This is a genomic window from Reinekea blandensis MED297 (assembly GCF_000153185.1).
GTDB lineage: Bacteria > Pseudomonadota > Gammaproteobacteria > Pseudomonadales > Natronospirillaceae > Reinekea > Reinekea blandensis.
In genome coordinates, this window is record NZ_CH724149.1 from 122,904 (window position 1) to 148,002 (window position 25,099).

Below are 25,099 nucleotides of genomic sequence, written 5' to 3' on the forward strand. Positions count from 1 at the left end.
TTTTTATGCAGGGCGCAACGGTTTTAGCTTTGCGAATCGATGGCCTGTTGGATTTGCTCCTGAGGATAGGCGCCTTTCAGAACCTGGTCGCCAACAATAAAGGCCGGTGTTCCGGTGATGCCGAGTTGCTGCGCCAGGACTGAGGTTTGCTGTAAGTGCTGCTCCACTTCCGGCGCGCGCAGGGCGGGCTCAATGATAGCGCGATCAGCCCCGACTTTCTTAACAACATTCCAGACGTCCTTTTCACTGCGCAGGCTGCTGGCTTCCAGGAATGCACGGTGCAGGGCTTCATAGTACTCAGGTTGCTTCAGGTTAACCGCCAGCGCAACCCGGGCTGCAAGCGCAGAGGTTTCCGACAGGATCGGCCATTCTTTGTAGACCACACGCAGATTTGGGTTGTCGGCGATCAATGCCTGCAGGACGCTGTTTGAGCGTTTGCAGTAGCCGCAGTTGTAATCGAAAAACTCGACCAGTGTCAGGCTGCCGTCTGGGTTGCCGCCGATCGGATCCAGGTCGTTGGTAAACAGGGCGCCCTGGAGTTCGGTCAGCGCGGCGGCTTGCTGAGCCGCTTGTTCATTTTCGGCGCGCTCCTGCAGGATATGGATGGCGTCTGAAATGATTTCCGGATTTTCCAGGATGTAATCGCGAACAATCTGTTCAACGTCATCTCGGGACAGGTCGTCCGCATTCGCCGCGCAGGCAACAAGCATCAGCGACCCCAGCAAAACGCCGGCAATCTTGATAAAGGAAGGTTTTAACATGGTGGCTCCAAACAAGAGATTGGTTCAAACGGGTCTGGCTTAAGACCCGAGAGCAGGTAAAAAGTTCATCGCTACTGGCCGAACCGCTTGGCTCCGTTTGCCAGGTAGTCGGCTTCTTCCGGGGTCGATGACCGATTGAGTACGGCGTTTCGATGCGGATAACGACCGAATCGGGCGATAATATCGCGATGCTCCCGGGCCGACGAGAGAAAGCCTGTAAGGATTCCGTCAGGTTCGTCTTGTTGCTGAGCCGATCGCAAAAATGTCAGCGCTTGATCGTGCAACGGCAGTGATTCGGAGTGCACCAGTGGCAAGACAGCAAAACCCTGCTCGGCCGGTGTCAGCGAATCGAACTGGCCTTGATCTAACCCCTGAACAGCCCATTCAACGGCCATCGCATCCCAGGAAAAAGCCTGAGCTTGTCCGCGATAAAGATTCCGGCTGAACTGATCAATCACCAAAATGGCCGCGAGGCGGGCGTGGGGTGTGTTTGGCCAGTCGTCCGGATAACCCTGCGTGAGACGGGTATGTGTGTCTTTAAACTGAGCGGCAATGGCCTGATCGGTTGCGTCCGACGCTTGAAACCAGCGTTTTTGCCGGGCTTTATCCGGCGGCGACTGGTCACCAAACCAAAACGCCAATACCTGTTGCCAATCGCTCATGCCTGTTGCTCCATCTCATCAGCAAAGGTTTTTGGTTTGAGTATCTGGCCGGCGATAAACACCCAGTAGGTGCGTGTTAAATCGAGGAAGTAAGCCTGATTTTGCAGAATGTCCTGAACGGACAGTTCGCTCAGAGGCGTTTCACCCAGTGCTGTCTGGATTTGGTCGGACAGCTTTCCGCTGCCATTCGGCAACAAGGGTAAGGCCGGTAGCTTCTGAACTTGCCCGACCCACTTCTGGTGTTGTTTAAGAATCTGTTGGTCCCGACGTCGCTGTTTATCCTGAGGAACCTTCTGGTCGTTGAGTCGCCACATTTGAATCTGTTGCAGGGTTTGAAATGCTGAAAAGGCGCCTTTGGCGATGCCCATGAGTTTGTGTTGCAACGCATCTTCAGGCCACAACGCATTGGCCGTAGCCCGCCATTTGCTGATTTGAACGTTCACATCTTTAATTTTTTTCGGTTTGGCGTGCAACTCCAGCGACTGTTCAATCATCAACTGCTGAGTATGCAAGACGTCCTGTGCCTGGCGGTTCAGCAGCAACGCATTCGGTCGTTTTTTTCGGGGGCTGGCGTCGGTTGGTGGTATCAGCGCTTCCGGACGAATCAGCTGATCGTTGAAGCGGTCAGCCAACGGAATGTATTTCTGGAAGGTCTGCCACAGGTGTTGGCCAGGCATGGTAAAGACCGCCTGTCCCTGCTGGCGGCTGATGGCTTTCTGATAGCCTTCGGTTGTCGACAGTGCCCACAGAGCGGGTGACTCAATACGGAACAGGGCATGAATCTCATCGTTTTCTTTGTCGGCCTGTGAATCCCGTACCACCAGCGATTGCCATTGCGTGCCGCGTAAACGCAGACGGTGGCAGTACTCGGTGAACTCTGGCCAATCGCGTTCCAGTTCTGTGAAGCGTTTTTCAATACGTTGTAATCGTCGGCATTCCCCCATGCCGACCAGGTCTTTGGCAATGTTTTGCGCCCGCTGATTTTGATGCTCATACATAGGCAGCACCCAGTTGTTCAACAACAGGGCGGTCTTTTTATGCAGGGTACGCAGCGCGCGGTACCATTGAATGAATAAACCCCACGTCAGCGCATAGAAGCGAGACGCCCGAGGCGTCATACGCATGGCCAGCAGACCGACAAACTGTTGCAAGGTCAGGGACTCCATTACCGGTAACCCAACTTCCAGCGTACAGCTGTTTTTCAGCCATTGTTTGGGACTCTGGTGAACGTTCAAGACCGGGTCATTGACCAATATGATATCCGCGACCTTAGGCGCGGACAGGTAGTCAGCAAGGCTGTCGGTCAGTCGCCAAAGCAGTTCTTCGGTGTCTTTATCCACAGCGATACCATCGACCTGCGCAGGACGTGGCCGAAGGACAACGGCCGGGATAAAAAACAAACTGGCGATCAGTAATTGGATGAACGCCGCCACAAACTGGCTGCCCCAGATCGATAGGTTCAACAGCGGACTGAGAATGGCCAGGCCAATCAGTGGCAGTATAAAGTAGGTGCCGACCGCCATAGCCGCCAGGATAATCAGACTGAACTGAGTTTCCAGTTCATCGCTGGCGTGCCGGTATTTGCTCGCAAAGTATTGTTCGATCCCGCCATTGAGCAGGTGCTTGCGGACCTCTTCCGGACTGTTTTTCTGATTTACCGCTAACGCCTTGGCTTTGATAATCAGGCCGGCCTGGGTGAGTTCACGACCCAGCTTCTGGGCCGACTCTTTATTGAGATTTTCTTTTAATACAGTCCGGCGACCGGCCATCATGTCATTAATCTGACTGTCGTTCAGGGACAGCTGATCTTTCAGCGAAAAGCTGACGGCGGTTTTGTTGGCATCGGGTTTGAACCCTTCAAACACCAGGTGATAGCGCGCGTTTTCCATCGATCCGAAACCTCGACTACTGAATCGTTATTATCATGCTCGTTAAGCTACCCGATATCCCGCGCTATTCAAGCATTGGAGGGATGGAATGAGGGGTGGTTCGCTATAATTTTGTCGTCATCAGTGTCAATTGAGATGAAGCCTGAGAGTTGTACCTTTGGCTGACGAGAGACATTGGTTTTTTCAGGGCTCTGAGGTAGGGTTCAGGCTGTTTATGAACAGGGATATAAATTCATGACTGAGTCTGTATCGGCACCGGAGCCTGAGATTTCCGGGTCGGTCACCGCCCCCCGCACCGCCTGGTTCGATTTCTTACTTTTGTTGCTCACCTTAGGCCTTTATACGCCGTTTCTGTTGGTGTCACAGATCCGTGATCTGAAAAAGCTCTACCAGAGTCAACGTAAGCCATGGCTATGGTTTTTTGTTCCGTTATTTTTACCGGCGCAACTGTTCGCACTACCGTCTCTGCATCGTGAACTCACCGGGTATGAGCAGCGAATGGGGTTAACGTTGCAGAACTGGATCGCGGTTCTGTGGATCATCGCGGTGGTGTTATTGACCCTGTTGTCCTCCGTCATCAACCGAAGTGAGACGGTGGCCGAGTTCTGGCTGTTTCCTATCCTGGCGCTGCTGGCCGGTTTATACAGTCTGCTGGCATGGCGCATTCACCGAATTAAACGGGTCGATACCCGCTTGCACGAGCAGCCCAGGCAACCGGCGACTCATTGGTGGGAGTGGGTCGTGGCGATCATGGGCTTTCTGTTGACGATTGTGTTGGCCGCATTGATGGTGTTTGAGTCCATGATGGAGGACGTGTTGGCCCGGCATGTTGATGTCCCGGCTTTTACCGTCGAAGGCACCGGGCTTACCTGGCCGATTCAACGCGTGCCCTGGCTGGAGATAGAGACCCCGGAAGATCCGGATGATCTGGTGACACTGCGCGGTGTGAACAGGGGGTTCATCGTTAACGTGTATCAATATTCCAACCAGTCCGTAAACGAGGTGTTGGCGTCCCGACACATTCAGGCCATGAACATCGACGACGGCATGGTCTGTTCCGAACATCAAACCTTTGAACCGGGTTCATTAAACGTGAAAGCGGTTCAGGAATGCATTACATCCATTGACTTTGGTACCGATGCTCAGTTCTCGGCGGTATTGGAACGAGATGGAACCGTTTATGAACTCTATGCCCTCGTTGCCACGCCGGAATCGGAAGACGGAGGCATCATGACCAGTATCCGGGCCGCCATAGAAGGATTCTCCCTCCAATGAACAGAATAATGTTTGCCCTGCTGTGCGTATGGCTCATGCCCGCGAACGGATGGGCGTCAGTCGTTTTTCCAATGGACAGCGATGCGTTGATCGCGCGGGCAAAGCTCGATCAGCAGGAACAGGTCGCCGGCTATGATGAAGTGACGAATGTCTTGCGGCGAATCGTCGTCGATGTTGATGGGAACAAGGTGACTCGCCGTATTCAGGCACTCTGGTTCTATCCCGATACCTCATCGGTGGAAGAATATGGCACGGAATCGATTTACTTTGATGATGTCAGTGAATCGGTCCGGGTCCACACCGCGGCGACTTTATCACCCGATGGCACCGTCAGTCAGTTTGACCCCGCCAATGCTCAATACGGCGACAGCGATCAATACAATACCTTCAGCAACGGCCGGGTTCTGTATTTGGCGTTGCCGGGGATGCAGGCCAATGGCTATACGGTGCTGGACTACGAAATTACCTCAGATCTTAAGCTTACAGAGACGCCCTTTGCGGACCATATAAGAGCGGAAAGTCTGTTTCCGTTGCGACAGTTCGAACTGATTGTTCGCGCACCCACGGTCACGCTGAACTGGGATAATTCACATCCTGCCGTTTACTGTGAGTCACTGGCCCATGAGACCCGCTGCTCAGGGCAAGACATTCCCGCCTTGCAGTTTGACAGCACGACCTACTGGCGAGATAAGTTACGAGGGGTCAGTTTTGCCGTTAATCTGGATTGGAGCGAGCTGGCCGCGCATGCATTAACCCTGTATCAGAATGCGTTCACTGAGCAGTCTGAAGTCGAGTCGTTGTATCAGCGACTTGTTGACGGTATCGACTCCAAAGCTCAGCGCATCGAAGCGCTGTTTCGGTTTGTCGCTGAAGACATCCGCTATGTGTCTCTTTCGACAGAAGGGCATACGCATACGCCCCATACCAATGATTCGGTGATCCGGAACCGATACGGCGATTGCAAAGATAAAACGGCACTGCTTCAGGCTTTGCTGGCGCTCGAAGGGGTGGAGGCGACGCCGGTGCTGGTATCGACCAATCGAACAGATCCTGATCGCTTAGTTTTGCCGAGCCTGAATTACTTTAATCACATCGTATTGTGCTTGGCGTATCAGGGGCAGCGATACTGTCTGGACCCAACGGACAGCACTGTTCATTGGCAGAGCACATCCAACTGGATACAGGGTAAAGTGGCCTTGCCACTGACATCCACGACCAAACCAGAACAGATACCCGCCGAGAAACACCGCTGGACCATGGATATCCTTTCAGAACTGGTGTTTACCGAGGCCGGCGGCCTTCACGAAGTGCAAACGCGAACCTATTCGGATGCCTTTGCCGCCTATATGCGCGAGCAGTTACGAGGCTCGGATACCGATGAGCAACAGCAAATGCTGGTTCGACAATATCAGCAGGTGGTTGCCGATACGGACAATGTGAGTGCCATGGCTCTGGCTGGGACCCAGCGGGAAGATGATTACCGACAACTGCAGGTGCGTACCGAGGCCAACTACAGTGCGTTTGCGACCACGGACAATCATCTGCGGTATACCGAAGACGATGCCTGGTTGGTTGACGATCTTCAATCCAGCTACCTGGACAATGAGTATGACGCCGTCACCTTGGATGGCGTTCGCTATCGCAGTCGATATAACGTGGATGTGACTGCGCATTGGCGGGTCATGAGTCCCGCTCCGACTGTGGAACTGGTGCATCGGTTCGGTTCATTTAAGCGGGTGAGCAAAATACTCAATGATGGCCGGCTGTCGATCGAGACAATCCTGGAGATACCGCATCAGACGATCGGCTTAACTGAACAGGATGAGTTCAATCAGCTGTTGGATCGCTTTCTGGCTCTGCAGACCATTCGTATTGAAGCGCCTTTCAGCGCTGACAGCGCCAACCCCTAGTTCTCCAAAAGCACAAAAAAAAGCGCAGTCGGTGCTGCGCTTTTCAGGGGATTGGTTACCGATAGTTCGAGCTTGTGCTCGATGTTCGGCACTCAGATCCGGTAATCTTCGCCGTCTTTGCCGGTGAAGCTCTTTGCTTTCTCGATGCATTTACAGATGCGCTTGCCGGCTTTGGTGGTGGTGATTTCACTGTCACCGCGGACCATGCTGAACCAGTGCGTTCGGCTTGGTTCGTCATTAGCGGCAATGGTCACGTCACCCATATCCATAGCCTTGGTTTCAACCTGAATGTCGTCGACACAGGCGGCGTCGCGACGGCCACGCTTACCATTCGGGTTGAAGATGATTTCAACGTGGTAGCCTTCATCATTCTTCAGCACCACTGAGGTCGGATCTTCTTTATGGCCGCTCAGTGCGACAAACTGCTTCGGTGACTTCAGACCCGCCTGTGTGCCATCTTCAAAGAAGGCCAGCAGGTGCTGGTAGTAGACGACATAGTTGCGCACGTCTTTGTGTGATCCTTTTGACAGCGGGAAAACCTTGTCCAGGAACTGTTTGCTGTAGTCCATCATTTGCTGAATGCGCGCATCGTTGAGCGAGCTGATCAGCGTGACTTCTTCTTTGATGAAGCTTTCAAATCCATGATCGATTTGCGGGTGTGGTTGGGCAGTCATCGTTTTCACTCTCTTCGTCAGTTCGGGTTACGCTCAGCTTATGTCACCGTGTTTTCGTTGTTCTCGGCTGTGCTGCATGGCATGAGTGGAACTATAGGGTAAAAAACAATACAATTTCACAAATAAAATTTCACAATGTGAATTTTACAAAATGAAAGCCAGTAAAAGCCTGATCCGCCAGTCGCATTTTCTCGGTACCAAGATCCGGAACCTGCGTAAACAGAACAATCTGACCATGGAAGACCTGTCAGCACGCTGTATTCGCGTCGACCCGGATTCCGCCCCCAGTGTCAGCTACCTTTCCATGATTGAACGCGGTAAGCGCACGCCCAGCCTGGACATGCTCGAAGTCATCGCGGCGGTGTTCCAGAAGGACGCTGACTGGTTTCTGGACGATGAGCCGCAGGCTGAGGCCATCGCCCCGGTGAAAAGTGAAACCAAGGGCGGCATTCCCGGCATGCCGCTGGAACCGAGCTTTCTGTTCTCCAATGACATCCTGCAGATCGCCATCCCGGAACTGCTCTCTCAGGCTGGCGTTTCCGGCCGACAGTTCGCTCATTTGCTGATTCGGGCCTATCAGGAACATCATCAGAACCACTTCCCCGACCTGGAACGTGCCGCTGAAGAGGTCGGACAGAAGCGCATGCCGTTGTCGGTCGAAGATCTGACGGCGTTGCTGAAAAAACAGGGCTTGGGTGTCCGCTGGTTCCGTCAGCCACCGAAGGGTGTCATCGATGAGCTGGGGGTGTATTCGAAAAACATCATTTCATCCTACCTGGAAGACGGTGTCTTGTTCTTAAACGAGACGCTGAAAGACTTCCCGACCCGCCTGAAGTACGAAATGGCCGTGCACATCGGACATTGTGTGCTGCATACCAAGGACGGCTATCAAACGGTTAAGGCGGTCGGTGGCAGTCACGGCGGTAAGTTCAATAAGGCTGGCGACATTAATACGGCTTCTACCATGGTCAATGCGAAGAACATCCTGCGGGCTTGGCGCTCATTTGAGTCCAGTTTTTTTGCCGGCGCGTTGTTGTGTCCACGGGTGCCGTTCCGCCAGTTGCTAGACAGGATGGGGTATGAAATTGACGTGCATAAGCAGGTGGGCGTCTCTGCCTCGGTGGCGATGCGCCGTATGACGGCGGTCTCGCCCTACTCGCACTGGCATTATTTTGATGCCTATTCGCCCGGCAAGCTGAAGGCGGTTTACCGCGGGAACGGGATTCCTTTGCCCTGGGGGAACCTCAGTGCGGTCGATGACCCCTGTCCACAATGGGCGGTGTTCCGGAAAATCAACGAAGAGGTTAACGTCTCATCGGCCCAGATTTCGATTCTGGATACGGTGACCGGTCCGCGCATCTATTGTTGTGAGTCCATTAAGGTCAACGACATGGCCGGCAACGGTCACGTTCTGACCGCCGGGATCGACCTGAACCCGGCGCTGGAAACCAAAGGCAACAACGCGGAAGAGATGGCGCAGACCCTGAAAGATGCCTGTGTCAGTAAAGGCGGGGTCGCGACGATCCCGAAAAACATCCGCACGGAACTGTCCAGTGTGTCGCGGATCCTCAACATTAACTGGATTGATCGGGGGGCACAGGAACCGGCTCAGCTGATCTGTTCAAAAAGCGCGAACTGTCCTCGCACTCCCTGTTGCTATGGGAACCGGGGCTGATCAGTTTGCCAGCTGTTGGCGAAGCAGAGCCTGAACTTCGGTCAGTCCATAGCGCAAGAGCAAATCGTAGATCGGGTCCGGATCGTCGGGTTCGGCCATTACCCGAACACGGGTTTCTGGCTGGCTTAACTGAGCGATGGCATTCTGTACGGTCGGGTCTTTGCGCAGCAGCTGTTCCAGTGCGCCCGAGTCCGCAAAAGCGGTCAGCGTTTCGGTCAACTGCTGATGCAGATCGGCTCGGCAAGGCGACACATAGAGGAAAAAATCCATCGGGAAAATAAACAGGGTGTTCGGTAAGGTGGTCAGTTCTGGTCGGGATGCCAGCTCGAGCTGGGCTTCCTGAATCCCCCGCTGAAACGCGTCTACTCGGCCGCTTTCCAGCATCTGCCAAAGCGACAAATACGGCGCTGTCTGCACGGAATAGCCATAGGACTGCAAAATGCGGGTGCCGGGCCAGCCACTGCCGGAGCCAATCACCAACCCGCGTGGCTGGTTGACTCTGGCAGCCAGTTCGTCGACTCGATCGTTACGGACGGCCAAGACCCTCACACCCAACAACCCGCCGGTCAATGGCACATCAACCTGAAGCAGCCGGGATTCTCGCGTCGCGTCATAGCCGGTGAAATAGACATCGAATGGCGCGTTACATTGCTCCATTTCAATGATCGCTCGCGTTTGATTCATATCGGTAGCATCCGCCCAAATCAGAGAGGTTGGCGCGTCCGAGGCCTGCAGAGCGGCTTCCAGGGTTTTGATCACCAAGGCAAAGGGCGACATGTCGGTATGTTCGCGGGCAATGAGGATGGGGTCCGCCCAGACACCGGACAGGGTCAGCGAGCATGTCAGGACGATTAAACAACGAGATATCATGAGTTAGGCCGTCAGCGCTGAGTCGGTGTGTGGTTTCAGTATAAGCGGTATGACTGATGCGTGCATTATGGTAAAACCTCGTCCGCAAACTGAGAATAGGGAAGACTATGGAACGTTTTTTTGAACGCCTGATGTACGCGTCGCGTTGGATCATGGCACCGATTTACCTGGGCTTGAGCCTGGTCTTATTGGCGTTGGGTGTGAAGTTCTTTCAGGAAGTCATTCATTTGGTACCGACCTTGTGGACGATGAAAGAGGTGGACCTGATTCTGGTGACCTTAACACTGGTCGATATTGCGCTGGTGGGCGGATTGATCGTCATGGTGATGTTTTCCGGCTACGAAAACTTTGTCTCCAAGTTGGACATCGATGAGGGAGATGAGAAACTCGCCTGGTTGGGACAGCTCGACTCCAATAGCCTGAAAAACAAAGTCTCAGCGTCGATTGTGGCCATTTCGTCTATTCATCTGTTGAAGGTCTTTATGAATCTGACCTACTACGATGAAGAGAAAATCATCTGGTATGTGCTGATTCACTTAACCTTTGTTCTGTCGGCCTTCACCATGGGCTTTCTCGACAAAATCACCAAACACTGATTTATCGCGGCCGGGTCTGTTCCGGGCTTGGCCGTTCCTCCCGAGACAAATTTTCTTAACCTCCGCTGCGCAGGCCGCGCACGCTCAGAAAACCTTTCTATACTGAAGGCTTGTGCTCAGACCTGAGGTCTGAAAAACGCACCAGGGAACGGTGAGATGTCGTTATTCCGAGCCCGGAGGTTTCATTGAAAAAAATAACAATAACATTGATTGGCAAAATATCGGCTGGATTCACATTGGTTCTGGCTTTGATGGTCGTGACGACGCTGGTCGCGGTGAACAACCAACGTCAGACCGGCGCTGAGTTTAATGGCCTGGCCGATGAGGTGCTGCCCCTGCTCAAGCGGGCCTATTCGCTACAGATCCAGTTACAGAATGCAAATAAGTCGGTGTCTCAACACGCCGCCAGCGAAACTCCGGAGACCATGGCCACTTACCGCGCCGAGTTTGAAGCCGCTGTCGGTGAATATATTTCGACCTATCAGCAGGTGTTGACGGCCAGCCGTGAGACGGAGCTAACCACACGCGTCGACGCGGCCCAGCAGGCGGCGCAAGTCAGTTTTGACATCGGGGCTCAGCATCTGGATGTTCATCGGGATGCGTTGTTGGTGGCACAACAGTTCAACGAACGTTATCAGTCCGTTTCCGGCAGTTGGCTCAGTTTCGATGGTGACATGCGGCTGGTTGAAACCACCATCAACCGGTTGAAAAATGAGGAAGACCCTAACGCCATTCAGGTGGAAGTGGATGCTCGCCTGGTGATGGAAAAGCTCCGGTTGATGCGATCTGCGTCGGCCGCTGTGGTGGGCATTACTGACCCCGATACGCTGGAGATTACGATGAGCAATCTGCAGCGGAACATCGACCAACTGGCACCGAAAATGGAAGCTCTGGAGAGTACCGCCAACTACATCCACCGCAAAACTTTGCCCTACGTTGAGTTAGCAGACCAAATCATCGGTAACGACGAGGCGCTGTTTAATCTCTATGTGCAGCGAAACCAGTTGCAGGATCGGGATACCGAACTGTTGCAGCAATTGGCCGAAGCAGTGAACTCCGGTATTACGCAGCATCAGGCGGTGATTGACCGGGTTGCCGCGCAAACGGTGACCACAGCGGGTCGGGTTCAGTCGGTCAACGAGCGGGCCTTCAGCACTCTGGGTGTCGTATTGCTGGTGTCGCTGGCTCTTGGCGGTGCCGTAATTGTCAGTGTCATTCGCTCTATTCGCCGGCCGATGAAACAGATACAGGCCGTCTTGGCTAACGTCAGCGACGGTGATTTGTCGCAGGATGTTGCCATCCGCTCCCGTGATGAGTTTGGCGTCATTGCCGAAGGCCTTAACGGATTAATCCGCAATCTGCGCACGATCATTCAAGGGATCTCGGAAAATGCCCGGTTCATCGAAACCGTGACTCAGCGAGTCACCCAGACCACCCAGAACTCATTGAGTAAGCTCAGTGATCAGAAAGAGAAATCGGAGAGTATTGTGCGTGCGACACATCGGCTGACCGAGAGCTCTGAGCAGATCAGTCAGGGGGCGTCGTCGACATTGGAGGATGTGAATGGCGTCAGCCAATCGGCCGAAGAAGCCAACGACAACGTGCAGTCGACGTTTGATAACGTCAAAGAGCTGGCCTCGGGGGTGTCGTCCGCCGGGGAGGTGATCGGACGTTTAAAAGACGAGTCGGTGAACATTTCGCAAATCCTGACCACCATTCAGGGCATTGCCGAGCAGACGAACCTGCTGGCGTTGAATGCGGCGATTGAAGCGGCCAGAGCCGGTGAACAAGGGCGTGGCTTTGCGGTGGTGGCCGATGAAGTGCGCAGTTTGGCCGGTAAAACGCAGGCGGCGACGGAACAGATCGATACCCTGATCGCTGGGTTCCAAACTCAATCCGCCACAGCGTCGGAAACCATGTCAGCGAACCTCAACCGTCTCGATGTGCTGGTGCAGAATGCTGAACGGACGGAGGCTTCCGTTCAGGCCATTCGAAAGGCGCTGGTGGGCATCAATCAGCAGAGTGCGGACATCGACAGTCAAACCTCGGAACAACGACAGACGACCCATCAGGTGACCGCAGAAATCGAAGAAATCGCCGTCATTGCTGACCGCATTCTCGACAATGCGTCGCAGAACGCGCAGGCGTTTGTGGAACTCAGCGATTTAGTGCAAAAACAAAGCGAGTCCGTGGCTCTGTTCAGGACTCAATAGTCAGCTAAGCGTTATTCGAGCATCTGTTTGATGCGGGCTTTGAGCATCTCGATGACCACGCGGTTTTTGCCGCCGCGTGGCACGATGATATCTGCCCATTGCTTGGAAGGTTGCACGAACTCCATAAACATGGGGCGTACGGTGCGCTTGTACTGCTCGATAATGGAGTCGACCGTACGGCCACGTTCTTCAATGTCGCGCTTCAGGCGTCGCAGCAGGCAGATGTCCAGATCGGTATCCATGAATACCTTGGCGTCGAGACGTTTGCGGATGTTTTTGTCATTTAGCAACAAAATACCTTCCACAATGATCACTTTGGTGGGCACATGGGTGGTGGTTCGATCCGAACGGTTGTGCATTTTGTAATCGTAGACGGGGACTTCAACCGAGCGTTGGCCGGCCAGTGCATCCATCTGTTCGATGAGCAGATCATGATCAAACGCATTGGGGTGGTCGTAGTTGATCTGTTCGCGTTCCTCGAAGGTCAGATCATGACGGGCCTTGTAGTAGCTGTCTTCCTTGATGATTGAGATCGCCCCTTCGCCCAACTCAAACTGCAACTCGTGATGAATGGTATGTGCCAGCAGGCTTTTACCGGATGCCGAGGCGCCGGCAATACCGATAAAGATGGGGGCGTCGTTCATGATGGGTCCTGATATCTGGAGACCGCCTCTGACATCGTGAAGCCGTGGCGGTCGTTTAATGCTGATTTCGGCGAATTTTAGAAGGTTATGCAAAGCTTGTCGCCCACTAATCCGCAAAAATACCAGGAAGGCTTGATCTGCCCCGGTCTGACCGCAGGTTAGTGACAACAGTTTGTTCGATGATTCGCATCAACTATTTTGTAATAAAATTACATACTGGGTGATAATCGTCCGCCAAGTGGCTACAATGTCGCCCAACAATTCAATCCCAATTCAACGTTTAAGGAACTGCCATGTCTGTGATCAAAATGTCCGATCTGGATCTCGCCGGTAAGCGCTTACTGATTCGTCAGGACCTCAATGTACCTTTGAATGACGCGGGCGAAGTGACGTCAGACAAGCGTATCAAAGCTTCACTGCCGACCATTGAACTGGCGCTGGAAAAAGGCGCGAAGGTCATGATCATGTCGCACCTTGGACGTCCGACGGAAGGTGAGTACGAAGAGAAGTATTCTCTGGCACCGGTTGCGGCTTACATGGGTAAACTGCTGGGTCGTGAGATTCCGCTGGTTAAAGATTGGCTGGACGGCGTCGATTCCGACGCTGACGTCGTGATTCTGGAAAACGTTCGCTTCAATAAAGGCGAAAAGAAAAACGACGACGAGCTGTCCAAGAAAATGGCCAAACTGTGTGATGTTTACGTCATGGACGCCTTCGGTACTGCGCACCGGGCTCAGGCGTCGACTCATGGTGTGGCCAAGTACGCCGAAATCGCCTGCGCCGGTCCTTTGTTAGCCGGCGAACTCGACGCCCTCGGTAAAGCCATGGATGAGCCCGCTCGTCCGATGGTGGCCATTGTTGGTGGTTCTAAGGTATCCACTAAGCTGACCGTTCTGGAAAGCCTGTCTAAAGTGTGCGACCAGCTGATTGTTGGTGGTGGTATCTCCAATACCTTCGTTGCTGCCCGTGGTTTCAATGTTGGTAAATCGTTGCATGAACCGGATCTGATCCCTCAGGCACAAAAGCTGATGGCTGAGCTGGACATCCCGGAAGCGGTTGATGTCCGTACCGCACCGGAGTTCTCTGCAACGGCCGAAGCGACCATTAAAGCCGTTGATCAGGTGACCGACGATGAAGAAATTCTCGACCTGGGCCCTGAAACTGAGAAGAAATACGCCGAAGTGATCAAAAACGCGAAAACCATCCTTTGGAATGGCCCAGCGGGTGTGTTTGAATTCGACAACTTCGACAAAGGTACTCGTGCCATTGCCGAGGCGATTGCAGCAAGCGATGCGTTTTCAGTTGTGGGTGGCGGTGATTGTATCGCAGCGATTCAGAAATTCGATATGGAAGACAAGTTCTCCTATATTTCCACCGGTGGTGGTGCGTTCTTAGAGTTCGTCGAAGGTAAGAAATTGCCTGCAGTCGAGATTCTGGAAGAGCGCGCGAAGTAATATTTTAAATCTGGTGGCTCTATCCGGCCATCAACCGCCGGCTTTGCTTTTGAACTGTCGACGTAAAAACATCCGTGTAGTCTCGGCGCGAACATCCTTGTTCGCGACGCAGTTCAAAAGCAAAGCCGGCAGTCGATGACCTTGGGTCACTGGCACATCAGGTAGGCACGGACACAGGTAAGTGCGCGTGAGGTTTATTTGACGACGTCTGAGGACAGGACGTCCGAAGCGAGCCGTCAGGACGACGATTAGCGCTCGGCAAATAAGCCTCACGTGTGCTTACCGGTAAATTAAGCAACCTATTAAGGGTAAGCCCAAATGACTAAGATTTTAGACGTAGTAAAGCCAGGCGTTGTTGCCGGCGACGACCTGCAAAAGATTTTTGAAATCGCGAAAGCCGAAAAATTCGCATTGCCAGCGGTTAACGTTGTGAACTCTGACTCCATCAACGCCGTGATGGAAGCTGCAGCGAAAGTTAAGGCACCTGTCATCGTTCAGTTCTCAAACGGTGGTGCAGGTTTCTTCGCGGGTAAAGGCCTGAAAGGTGAAGGTCAGGAAAACCAGATCAAAGGCGCTGTTGCCGGTGCTAAGTACGTACACGCTATGGCCGAAAGCTACGGCATTCCTGTGATTCTGCACACCGACCATGCCGCCAAGAAGCTGCTGCCTTGGATCGACGGACTGCTGGATGCGGGCGAGAAGCACTTTGAAGAAACCGGTAAGCCACTGTTCTCTTCTCACATGCTGGATCTGTCTGAAGAGCCACTGGAAGAAAACTTGGAAATCTGTGCTGAATACCTGAAGCGCATGGATAAGATGGGCATGACCATCGAAATCGAACTGGGTATTACCGGTGGTGAAGAAGATGGCGTGGACAACAGCGATGTTGACCAGGCGGACCTGTACACCAAGCCAGAAGAAGTTGCACGCGCATACGAAGTGCTGAGTGCGGTTTCTCCACGTTTCACGATTGCAGCATCTTTCGGTAACGTTCACGGCGTTTACAAGCCAGGTAACGTAAAACTGAAGCCAACCATTCTGCGTGATTCTCAGGCCTACTGCGCTGAGAAATTTGGTCTGTCTGAAAAAGGTCTGACCTTTGTTTTCCATGGCGGTTCCGGTTCAACTGCAGCAGAAATCGAAGAGTCCATTTCTTACGGTGTGGTTAAAATGAACATCGACACCGATACTCAGTGGGCGACCTGGAATGGTATTCGTGAATACGAAGCGAAAAACCATGACTACCTGCAAGGACAAATTGGTAACCCGGAAGGTCCGGATTCTCCAAACAAGAAATACTATGACCCCCGTGTGTGGCTGCGTGCTGGCCAGCAGGGCATGGTGACTCGTCTGGAGCAAGCATTCAAAGAACTGAACGCTTACGACGTACTTTAATCTGAGTTGGTTAAAGTCGGTGTGGTAACGCACCATTTATAGAAAGGCCTGCCGATGCGGGCCTTTTTTGTGGTCCATGGTTGCTTAAAAAGCTTGTGCTTTGATGTAAAAAATACTTATCAAATTGACGGTCTTGGTCTATTCTGCATCCACAGCTGACAATGGATGACACCTGTACAATGAGACCGACCGTCCACCTGTTCTTTGTGCTTGGATGCTTGCTGAGCTTGCCCGTACAGGCAAAGCCAGCCGAGAACACTGTAAATATTCTGGTCATTAACGCTTACTATCAGCGTCTGCCATGGACGTTGAGCTTTAATGACGGTGTGCAGACCGCACAAATGTCCATTGAAGACGCCGATGTCACGCTGTTTTTTGAAAACCTCGATGTAACCCGCAGCGATCAACAGCAGTCGGAGACGTTCCGCCAGTATTTACGCGAAAAGTACTCATCGATCCATCTCGATGCGGTCATTGCCGATTCCGCGCCGTCGTCAGCCTTTCTTGAACAGATGCCGGTTTTCGACTCGTTGATTCAGATTCATCACGCCCTAAGCAATCGGTCTGTTGTCCGGCAGCAGAACCGACTGCTGTTCAGTAATGATCAGACGCATTTTATTGAGCGAACATTGGAAATCATTCGTGAGCAGAACCCCGATCTGCAGCGACTGGTGGTTATCGAGTCAGGTGCACCGCCTGCCCGTCGGGTTCGACCGGTAATTGAGTCTTATCTTCAGCGTTTTCCCGATATTGCACTGGAAGTGCCATCCGATTTTCGTTGGCCAGAGTTGTTGACGCGCCTGACGGATCTGGACAAGCAAACGGCCATCTTTTATGGCGCGATGTTTCAAGATTCCGACGGGCAAGCGTTTGTGCCACGGGACGCCCTGAAGGAACTCACTGAAGCGACCAATGTCCCTGTCTATGGCAGCTATGCAACTTATCTTGGGACCGGGATGATTGGCGGACATCTGTCTGATCCGGCGAGGACCGGTCAGAGTATGGTTGAAGCGGTGATGGACTATCTGCGCTTTGGTGAGTTTGCCGGTTTTTATCCGACCAGTCAGAGTTACATTGATGCAACGGCCGCCCGGCGGTTTCGGTTGGATACCTCACTGTCGACTCCGGTCATCCTGCTGAATGAGCCGGAACGTTGGTATCAGCGAAATGATCGTGTTCTGCTCTGGGTGCTGTTGGTCTTTATTCTCGTGTCCGTTCTCAGTCTCTATTGGAATTCGCGGTTGAAGCGACTCGTGGATCGCTTACACCAAACCAACCGAATGTTGAAGGACACCAAAAAAGCGCTGTCCATTTCTAATGGCGAACTGAAAACACTGTCGCGACAAGACCCGCTCACAGGGCTGTATAATCGCCGGGCAATGTTGCCTATGATTGAAGATGCCGTTTCTGAGTATCAACGCTACGAACTGCCGTCGACGTTGATGCTCCTGGACCTGGATGACTTCAAGCTGATTAACGATCAACTCGGTCATAACATTGGTGATGCCGTACTGAAAAGCGTAGCCTACGTCTTGCAGTCGGTGTCCCGCCGAACCGATACCATCGCACGATGGGGCGGTGAAGAGTTTTTGATTCTGGCCAAGGGGATTCACGCTGAAGAAGCCTTTCGTTATCTTGAAAAAGTCCGTAAACAAATCCGCGAATCGCAGACCATTGATGATCGCCCGATTACCTTCAGTGCGGGCGTCTGTGAAGTTCAGGCCAATCATACCGCCGATACTCTGATTGCCGAAGCTGACCAGGCCATGTACGACGCCAAGCTCAATGGTAAAGATCGAACGTGCATTCATCGTCCTGATGAACCGTCAGTTGCTAACACCTGAGGCGATTGCAAAGCCCCGGTGGACTGTGTAGTTTGTTCGCAAACAAAAAAACAGTAAGAGAGTCCCATGCGTATTAAGACGTTACTGCTGAAGTGGGCAGCCGGTCTGGTGCTGATCCTGTCACTGTTATTGGCCGCGGTGTATTTTCTGGTCGGCTATTCCCCAAAATATCTCTATAACGCACCGGCGGTCGCCACTGGCATTGGTGCCAAGCTCGCCTGCTCAGGCTACTTTGTCAGTGGTTTTACGTTGGAAAAAACCGCGGCGGATATTGAGGTTTATTCGCCCATTCTGGCCATGCTGGATTATGAGTTTAATGAGACTGAGAAGTCCGTGAGTGCTTCCCTGCTCGGCATTAAAACGCGGACAGCGTCTTATCAGGAAGGGATTGGTTGCGCGCTGGACTATGCCGGTATAGACGTTCGAGCTTCGGTTAACTGGCCAACAATGCACGCCGCCAATGCCGCCTGGCCCAGGGGCGATTCTGTGCTGACCATCCGCCCGCTGATACAACAGCGACTCGACGCAATGCTGGCGGCCGACAACGCCGATGGTCATGATACCCGTGCTTTGTTGGTTGCACACAAGGGCCAGATCGTCGCTGAATCCTACGTTGATGGCATTGATGCACAGACGCCTTTGCTCGGATGGTCGATGACCAAGAGCGTCAATGCGTTGCTGGTAGGGATGCTGGAAATGCGCGACCGTCTGTCGGTGAACGAAACCACCCTTTATTCGCATTGGGCCGATGATGATCGTGCCGACATTCGTCTGGAAGACTTGTTACACATGACCGACGGGCTGGATTTTGATGAAGAATACGATCCGGGTGAGCCCTCGACACGGATGCTGTTTCAGGAACCGGATGCGGGCGCTTACACGGCTGGACGTCCGCTTCGCTTTGCGCCGGGCACGCATTTTAATTATTCATCGGGTACGGCCAACCTGATCGCAGACTTGGTTCAACAGCGCATCACCGGGGGTGTGCAAAGCGATGTGAACGCCATCGTCAATGACTTCTTTCGCCCATTGGGTATGACGTCTGTTGCCTATGAGATGGATGCATCGGGTCTGTTTATCGGCAGTTCCTACCTCTACGCATCAGCAAGGGACTGGGCCAAGATTGGTCAATTGATGCTGAACCGCGGGGAGCTCAACGGAACGCGCTTCTTTACCGAGGATTTTTACCAGCGCGCGGTTATGCCGAACGGGTCCGATAATAAATCCGATTACGGTTACCAGTGGTGGCTCAATCGCGGCGATGACTCCCCCTTGTGGCCATCACTACCGGACAGCGCCTTTGCAGCGCAGGGAAATCGAGAGCAACGGGTACTGGTGTTACCGGACGATGAGCTGGTGATTGTCCGGCTGGGTTGGTCACCGAAAGATTACATCGATGATCAAAACTTTGCGGAGATCCGCGCCTGGTTTCAGGAAGCGGAATAAGCCTCATCGCGGTGCCAACTCAGCATTGCGAATAATAAATCGGCTCGTGAGCTTGCAGCCATGTACGTGACCCGGTTAACTGGCTCTTGAAGCATCCGAAAGTGTGAAGGGGGAATGATGCCGCTCAAACAAGTAAGAACCCAAGCGCTGAAAACCATTGAAATGACTGCCTTGCTGGTCATTGCCGCCGCGACGGTGGTTGCGGTGTTTCAGGAAATCATGGTGATGGTCAATAACCGTGCGGTGACGCTGGCGGATCTGTTGTTGCTGTTTATCTATCTGGAAGTGTTCGCCATGGTGGCGCTCTATCTGGATACAGGAAAGCTGCCGGTGCGGATGCCACTGTACATTGCCATCATCGCATTGGCGCGTTACCTGATTCTGGATATGAAAAGCCTCGATACCTGGCGGATCGTCGGGATTGCGGTGACGGGCTTGTTACTGGCCGTCACCGTGTTTGTTATTCGTTTCGGGCATTTGAAGTACCCCTACCCGAAGCAGGATCAGCTGGAGGAATAACCTCCTCCAGCGATGTGGCAGAAACTCAGCTCGCGGTTCGGGCGTCGAATGAACCATTGTCTGGGTGAACACCCAACACTTTGCGATTGAGCAGGCTGTAGAGTCGGATGGTTTTGTACTGTAGATAAATCAGCGGCAGGTATAGAACAAAGTAGGCTAAGTCGAACTTACTCAGCACTTCAGCCGGTAACACCGGAACCAGACCTTTGTTGATCCAGAAGTTGAGCAGGACAAAGCCGGCCACACCCGGACAGATTAAAGCAAAAGAAGAGGGTGATCGGTTTGACCCATGCACGAACCGACCAAAGTAGTTGGTTCGCTTTTTCACCGACAGGCCCAGAATTGCAAACATGCCCTGCATTGCAATGAATGCCGTCAGCCAGAAAAACGGCGATCCGGTGTGCACATCCACCAACACGTGAGCGCCATGGCTTAACCGCATGAGGGTAATGCCAACGATGGTCAGAACCGGAATCATCACCAACAGGGTGGGTAAGCCTTCAACCGCAGCGCCGTGCTCAAACATAGCGCGGAACCCCAGTACCAGCTTAATTAACGCCAGCACCAGTGCAGTCACCGTAAAGAAGATCGCGCCGATCATGCCAATGATGACCGTGACCGGCAGGTCACTCATGGCGGCGGACGCGGCAAACCCAACGCCGATCATGGCAAAGGCAAACGCCGGCAGGATCTGCGACAGGTTGTTGTTCTTGCTGCAATCGAACCCACCTTCGGTCATCGCCCGGGAAAAGAAGTCGAGATAAATGCGAAACGCCTGCACCCCTATCGCACCGAAGGCGAGTAAAGCAAACGGGAACAGCCATTCTTTAATACCCCAGAGCCCGGGAACAAACACCGCCGCAAGGATGAACAGCACGTTGACACCCATGCTCAACGTCAGCGGAATCGCCATCAGCTGGGTTTCGGCATTGGAGTTTTTCAGGCTCTGAAACGCGTCGGTCTGTCGAAAGGCTTGATAGGACGACAAGTTCCAGAGCAACATTCGGAAATAATTAATGGCAAAGCCGATAATGCCAACCATGGCGATAACGGCCGTGATCTGCAGCCAGAGACTTGAGCCCTGAAAGACGTCGGCCATGTGACTGAATGCAGGGATCGGACTGCCTTGGTGTGGCATCCAGAACATCAGGTACATGAAAAAGCTGATCGACAGTCCGCCACTGCCCAGTGCGGACAAAAAAAACAGAGGGGAGTAGCCCTCTGCCGTGGGTTGTTTGAGCCTGAAAAACATACCATTCCTCCTTTTAATTAGTGTTTTCTAATATAAAGGAATGGAAGTCTTTTGTGCTCATTAATTAGAATTTTCTAATATTATTTTTGACTTAAATCAATTTCAAACAGATGTCGAACGAGACGTTGATTAACCAACTTTGAAAAACCCCTCTAGACTCAACAATACAGGCCGATACAACGGTCAGAGTAGTCGTTGCGTTTTTGTCGCCTTTTTTGGAGCACATACATGAAAAACCCTTTTCGATCCTTTAATGGCATCATGATGATGATGGTGTTCGTACCATTTCTGATCATGGCCGTATCCGCTGGAATCATGCAGGTTCGTTCGCTTGATCATATGGCCAGCGATTTTACGGTTATGGCCGAGGAGCGCATTCTTGAGGTGGAGAAGAAGCGTATCCGCACCGTTGTCGAGTCGGCCGTCTCTCTGATTCAACCCTATCTGTCCCAGCCCGGTGCACAGGGTAAAGAAGCCGGCATTGAAGTGCTGACAACCTATGAGTTTGATGAGGGTGACGGTTACTTATTTGGTTATGAGTACGATGGAACCCGGCTTCTGCTGGGGCCGGGCCAAGCGGGCCTAGGTGATAACTTTATTAATCTTCAGGATGAGAATGGTCAGTACCTGATTCAGGACATGACACGAATCGCTCGTACAGGTGGTGATTTCTACACCTACTATTTTCCCAGACCGGGTGAAACGGAAGCCAGTCCAAAATACTCGTATGTGATTGGTATTCCGCAATGGAACATGTTTATCGGTACCGGAATCTACCTAGACTCCATTGATGCCATGGTCGCCGACCTTGCAGAAGAGGCGCGTCAGGTTGAGCGCCAGGCCAGCAGCAGTTTCCTGGTCAGTTTTGTGGTGATTGCTTTGTTGGTGCTGGTGGCCGGTGTGGCTGCGATCCGCTCATCGCAGAAACTCACCGGACAGTTCAGCCGCTCGGTCGCCGAACTGGCGGATGGCAATGGCGACCTGACCCGAACCGTACCGGGATCCGTCATCGACATTTACGATCAGATGGCCACGAACTTTAACCGGTTTATCGGCGTATTACGCAATGACATTCAGTTGTTGAAGGAAAACAGTCAGCAGTTGCTGGATATGTCTTCGCAGTCGATGCAGCAACAGTCAGAACTGGCGTTGCAAACCGAAACTCAGAAAGACAACACCTTGCAGGTGGCCACCGCGATCGACGAAATGAGCTCGACGGCGAGTGAGATCGCCGATAACTCCGAAACCACTCGCGAGTTTGCACAAAACGCCAATCAGGATATGCAGAATATTCTGGGCCAGGTTAAGAACTCACTGAACCAGTTGGGTAACCTGAACGAAGCGATGGAGTTCGTGCAGACATCGACGCAGGCGCTCGGTGAAAACGTGCAGGACATTCATCGTGTCCTCAGCGTTATTCAGGGGATTTCTGAACAGACTAACTTGTTGGCATTGAACGCGGCTATCGAAGCGGCTCGAGCCGGTGAGCAGGGACGAGGGTTTGCCGTTGTAGCCGATGAGGTTCGTTCTCTGGCTCAGAAGTCTCAGGACAGTACGGTGGAGATTTCAGACATTCTGGCCAAGCTGGAACAGGCCTCTGCTAAGACCTCTGATGATATGGCGCGCAGTACCGCCAGCCGTGAGGCCGTTGCCGAAGCGATGGCGCAAATTCAGGAGCTGGTGGCGTCGACCACAGAGAACATTGAGAACCTGGCTGAGCGCAATGTTCAGATTGCCACAGCCGCGACTGAACAATCGTCGGTAGCGCAGGACATCGCGCGGTCGGTTAACGATGTCTCCACCAGTTCGGAAGCCATCAAAGATCAGACCGAAGAAACCACGGCTCAGTTCCACCGTGTGCAGGAGCTCGCCGAAGAAATTGCCGAAGTGGCGAGCCACTTCCGCACTTGATTCTTCTCAGGGCCTGTTAACTGGTCCTATAACTGCGCTGGTACCTCACTGAGCAGGTCCAGCGCTGTTTTCATACGCGCCAATGGTGATCGCATCTCTAACAGGTTCTGCATAATGTCCGGGTCTGTCTGCAGTAGGCTGAACAGTTCAAAACTGAAGGCATCGACGGGTTTCTGAATCCACGTATCGCTGTTGAGTGTGGCCTGAATTTCGACGCTGTCTGCCGTTAAGGCCAGCAACCGATGCATCAGCTTGTCTTTGAGTAACTGAGCTTCATGAGCTTCTTCCGGCGACATCGGATCATCGTCCACTGGGGTGGCGTCAAAGATCATGAAGGGCAATGCCTGGACTTCCCGATCCAATCGATAGCGTTGATCCAGCGCCACGCTGATCATCATGCGTCCATCCTGAAGGGTTTCGTGCAATCGACACTCGCCTGCAGTCACCAATTGTACCGGTCGATAGGTGGCCTGATTGGAGTTCAGCGCTTCACTGAGTGTTTGATCTTTCGGCGCTTCGCGCACCTGCTTTTCAACGTGGCAGATGGCCAGCGGCAGGCCAGTCTCGATGCAATGCTCCACCATGGTCCGGTAGCGGGGCTCGAACACATGCAGGGGAAAATGCGTCCCCGGAAAGGCGACGCATTGTGGAATCGGAAATACAGCTATTTCGGTCATATCGGCTCCCATCGCCAGTGACTGTCAATGGATTCGAACTGGTGACGAGTATAGATCACCTCAGCCAAGATCAACCTGAATAAACGGTATGACGCGGTTGATCAGTTAATCAGGTAAGCGGCATATTTCATGCGTTTCTGCAGCTCATCCGCCGCGTCTATCGGTGCCTGATCGCTGGTCATGAACGTATGGATCACCGCGGCGATTTCACGCCGAATCACATCCCGAACCGCCATGCCCTGTGAGAGCGATGGGACCAGATTGCCGGCCGACAAGGCCTGCTGTTTGCGCTGAACGGCAAACTGGAGGCATTCACTGATGCTTTCCAGGCCGGTTCCGCTGATCGCGGGTAGGCCGCCCTTGTAGTTGTTGAAAAAGTACTGCGCATCGGTATCCATGACCACGTTCAGGGCACGACGCTGCTCAGGTGTCATTGGCTGAGAGCGGGCGTTCAGTGCTGCAATGGCATCGACGCGTAGGGACAGGGCATCGTGCTCTCCGGGGAAGGCCGTGCAGTAATAATGCTGATTGGCTATGCGCCCCTGCCTGGCCAGCTCGCCATGCGCCCAATCGCCTTGAATGACCAGACCAGCGGTGTTGGCCGTTAACATTGCAATGGCTTCGTGCCAGCCGGCGTTTTCGTCCAGGCGCTGAATGAAGGGTTTCAGTTGCGCCATCTTGGTGAGCACCGCGTTGAAGTCATCTTCAGCGTTGCGCAGAGCGGTCTGGTTCAGCTGGTCAAACAATTCGGTGTATTTGGGCGCTCCAAAGTCGGCAAGGTAGATCGTTTCAAAGATCAGCAGGTCCTGATCAGAGCTGCCGTCATGAGCTATTGGTGTCAGGTCACTGTCGGCGATGGCTTGCAGCATGGTCAGCAGGTCGTTCCAACTGGCCTGATAATCAATACCCGTGGCGTCGACCAGTTGTTTATTGGCCCAGACCCAGTTGCTGGTGTGCACACTGATGGGCGCGGCAATAATCTGTCCGCGATGCGTAACCGTCTCCAGAATTTCCGGAGGAATGCGTTCCGCCCAGTTCTGTTCCTGGGCGATCTGCGTCAGGCTGTGTAACTGGCGCAGGTCATACCACTGGCGCAGTTCCTCATTGCTCAGGGAGATCAGCGTTGGGGTTTCTGCTAAGCCATTCGCTAATCCTTTGATGGCTTCGGATCCGTCGAGGGACGCGGCCGAAGGCTGCAGTGTCGTAATGGTCAGATTCGACTCACTGAAGCGGGTTTCCAATACATTAAAAGCTTTGATTTCGTTAGGTGACTGCCAGGTCTGTACAACCGTCAGCGGTTCGGCAAACAGACAGGCAGGGGCTGTCAGCATCACGCTGCATACCAGAATAATGACTCGTCTCATGAATGGTCTCACTTGCATTGAACGTTATGCGCACGTATCGAGATGTGCTTATGGTCTGGCCCTGATAA

Annotated in this window: 20 protein-coding genes; 11 read left to right on the plus strand and 9 right to left on the minus strand. The window is 53.1% G+C overall.

Features of this window, described 5'->3' with window-relative positions; translation table 11 throughout:
* Positions 1-23 precede the first annotated feature (23 nt).
* The 3 genes from MED297_RS00675 to MED297_RS00685 all read right to left on the minus strand — a co-directional run bounded on the left by MED297_RS00675 (position 24) and on the right by MED297_RS00685 (position 3,312).
* A complete protein-coding gene (locus tag MED297_RS00675; protein WP_008041424.1) occupies positions 24-761 on the minus strand; it encodes a DsbA family protein in 738 nt (245 codons plus the stop codon).
* 71 nt (positions 762-832) lie between these two features.
* Positions 833-1,423: a DUF924 family protein gene (locus MED297_RS00680; RefSeq protein WP_008041426.1), complete on the minus strand. Its 591-nt coding sequence runs from the start codon at positions 1,421-1,423 to the stop codon at positions 833-835.
* The gene (locus tag MED297_RS00685; protein WP_008041427.1) at positions 1,420-3,312 is read right to left on the minus strand and encodes a hypothetical protein; all 1,893 of its coding nucleotides are present in this window, start codon (positions 3,310-3,312) and stop codon (positions 1,420-1,422) included. The genes MED297_RS00680 and MED297_RS00685 overlap by 4 nt, the downstream gene beginning before the upstream one ends.
* A gap of 234 nt (positions 3,313-3,546) precedes the next feature.
* Between MED297_RS00685 and MED297_RS00690 the strand changes: the two genes are divergently transcribed.
* Positions 3,547-4,587 (plus strand): hypothetical protein, encoded by a 1,041-nt coding sequence (locus tag MED297_RS00690; RefSeq protein WP_008041428.1) that lies wholly within the window; start codon positions 3,547-3,549, stop codon positions 4,585-4,587.
* Complete coding sequence (locus tag MED297_RS00695) at positions 4,584-6,497, plus strand: DUF3857 domain-containing protein (protein ID WP_083779289.1); 1,914 nt, start codon at positions 4,584-4,586, stop codon at positions 6,495-6,497. The genes MED297_RS00690 and MED297_RS00695 overlap by 4 nt, the downstream gene beginning before the upstream one ends.
* A 92-nt stretch (positions 6,498-6,589) precedes the next feature.
* On the opposite strand, the gene MED297_RS00700 is transcribed toward MED297_RS00695, so the two are convergent.
* Positions 6,590-7,171 (minus strand): aldolase/citrate lyase/malate synthase family protein, encoded by a 582-nt coding sequence (locus tag MED297_RS00700; RefSeq protein ID WP_008041431.1) that lies wholly within the window; start codon positions 7,169-7,171, stop codon positions 6,590-6,592.
* A gap of 151 nt (positions 7,172-7,322) precedes the next feature.
* Between MED297_RS00700 and MED297_RS00705 the strand changes: the two genes are divergently transcribed.
* Positions 7,323-8,846, plus strand: a complete 1,524-nt coding sequence (locus MED297_RS00705) for a DUF3612 domain-containing protein (RefSeq protein WP_008041432.1) — start codon at positions 7,323-7,325, stop codon at positions 8,844-8,846.
* Here the strand turns inward: MED297_RS00705 and MED297_RS00710 are convergent, their stop codons facing one another.
* Positions 8,847-9,716 (minus strand): hypothetical protein, encoded by an 870-nt coding sequence (locus MED297_RS00710; protein WP_008041433.1) that lies wholly within the window; start codon positions 9,714-9,716, stop codon positions 8,847-8,849.
* Positions 9,717-9,823: 107 nt separating this feature from the next.
* On the opposite strand from MED297_RS00710, the gene MED297_RS00715 reads away from it, so the two are divergent.
* Both MED297_RS00715 and MED297_RS00720 read left to right on the plus strand, forming a co-directional pair.
* Complete coding sequence (locus MED297_RS00715; RefSeq protein WP_008041434.1) at positions 9,824-10,312, plus strand: TIGR00645 family protein; 489 nt, start codon at positions 9,824-9,826, stop codon at positions 10,310-10,312.
* Between the two features lie 185 nt (positions 10,313-10,497).
* Complete coding sequence (locus MED297_RS00720; protein ID WP_154650801.1) at positions 10,498-12,525, plus strand: methyl-accepting chemotaxis protein; 2,028 nt, start codon at positions 10,498-10,500, stop codon at positions 12,523-12,525.
* An 11-nt stretch (positions 12,526-12,536) separates the two neighbouring features.
* Here the strand turns inward: MED297_RS00720 and udk are convergent, their stop codons facing one another.
* Entirely contained in the window at positions 12,537-13,169 is a 633-nt protein-coding gene (gene udk, locus MED297_RS00725; RefSeq protein WP_008041436.1) for a uridine kinase, read from the minus strand.
* A 293-nt stretch (positions 13,170-13,462) separates the two neighbouring features.
* Between udk and MED297_RS00730 the strand changes: the two genes are divergently transcribed.
* From MED297_RS00730 to MED297_RS00750, 5 genes are all read left to right on the plus strand, one after another.
* Positions 13,463-14,623, plus strand: coding sequence for a phosphoglycerate kinase (locus MED297_RS00730; RefSeq protein ID WP_008041437.1), 1,161 nt, complete (start codon positions 13,463-13,465; stop codon positions 14,621-14,623).
* Positions 14,624-14,941: 318 nt separating this feature from the next.
* A complete protein-coding gene (fbaA, locus tag MED297_RS00735; RefSeq protein WP_008041440.1) occupies positions 14,942-16,018 on the plus strand; it encodes a class II fructose-bisphosphate aldolase in 1,077 nt (358 codons plus the stop codon).
* A gap of 179 nt (positions 16,019-16,197) precedes the next feature.
* Complete coding sequence (locus tag MED297_RS20935; RefSeq protein WP_050762837.1) at positions 16,198-17,862, plus strand: GGDEF domain-containing protein; 1,665 nt, start codon at positions 16,198-16,200, stop codon at positions 17,860-17,862.
* A 66-nt stretch (positions 17,863-17,928) separates the two neighbouring features.
* Positions 17,929-19,308 carry a serine hydrolase domain-containing protein gene (locus MED297_RS00745; RefSeq protein WP_008041442.1) on the plus strand — a complete coding sequence of 460 codons (1,380 nt, stop codon included), beginning with the start codon at positions 17,929-17,931 and terminating at the stop codon, positions 19,306-19,308.
* A 114-nt stretch (positions 19,309-19,422) separates the two neighbouring features.
* Positions 19,423-19,827, plus strand: coding sequence for a phosphate-starvation-inducible protein PsiE (locus MED297_RS00750; protein ID WP_008041443.1), 405 nt, complete (start codon positions 19,423-19,425; stop codon positions 19,825-19,827).
* A gap of 25 nt (positions 19,828-19,852) precedes the next feature.
* On the opposite strand, the gene MED297_RS00755 is transcribed toward MED297_RS00750, so the two are convergent.
* Positions 19,853-21,079 (minus strand): TsoY family (seleno)protein, encoded by a 1,227-nt coding sequence (locus tag MED297_RS00755; RefSeq protein WP_008041444.1) that lies wholly within the window; start codon positions 21,077-21,079, stop codon positions 19,853-19,855.
* 228 nt (positions 21,080-21,307) lie between these two features.
* Here MED297_RS00755 and MED297_RS00760 point away from each other — a divergent pair, with 228 nt between their 5' ends.
* The gene (locus tag MED297_RS00760) at positions 21,308-22,990 is read left to right on the plus strand and encodes a methyl-accepting chemotaxis protein (RefSeq protein WP_008041446.1); all 1,683 of its coding nucleotides are present in this window, start codon (positions 21,308-21,310) and stop codon (positions 22,988-22,990) included.
* 26 nt (positions 22,991-23,016) lie between these two features.
* On the opposite strand, the gene MED297_RS00765 is transcribed toward MED297_RS00760, so the two are convergent.
* Both MED297_RS00765 and MED297_RS00770 read right to left on the minus strand, forming a co-directional pair.
* Positions 23,017-23,667 (minus strand): LON peptidase substrate-binding domain-containing protein, encoded by a 651-nt coding sequence (locus tag MED297_RS00765; protein ID WP_040556493.1) that lies wholly within the window; start codon positions 23,665-23,667, stop codon positions 23,017-23,019.
* A 101-nt stretch (positions 23,668-23,768) separates the two neighbouring features.
* On the minus strand, positions 23,769-25,031 hold the full coding sequence (locus MED297_RS00770; RefSeq protein WP_161599253.1) for an ABC transporter substrate-binding protein: 1,263 nt from the start codon (positions 25,029-25,031) through the stop codon (positions 23,769-23,771).
* Positions 25,032-25,099: the final 68 nt, after the last annotated feature.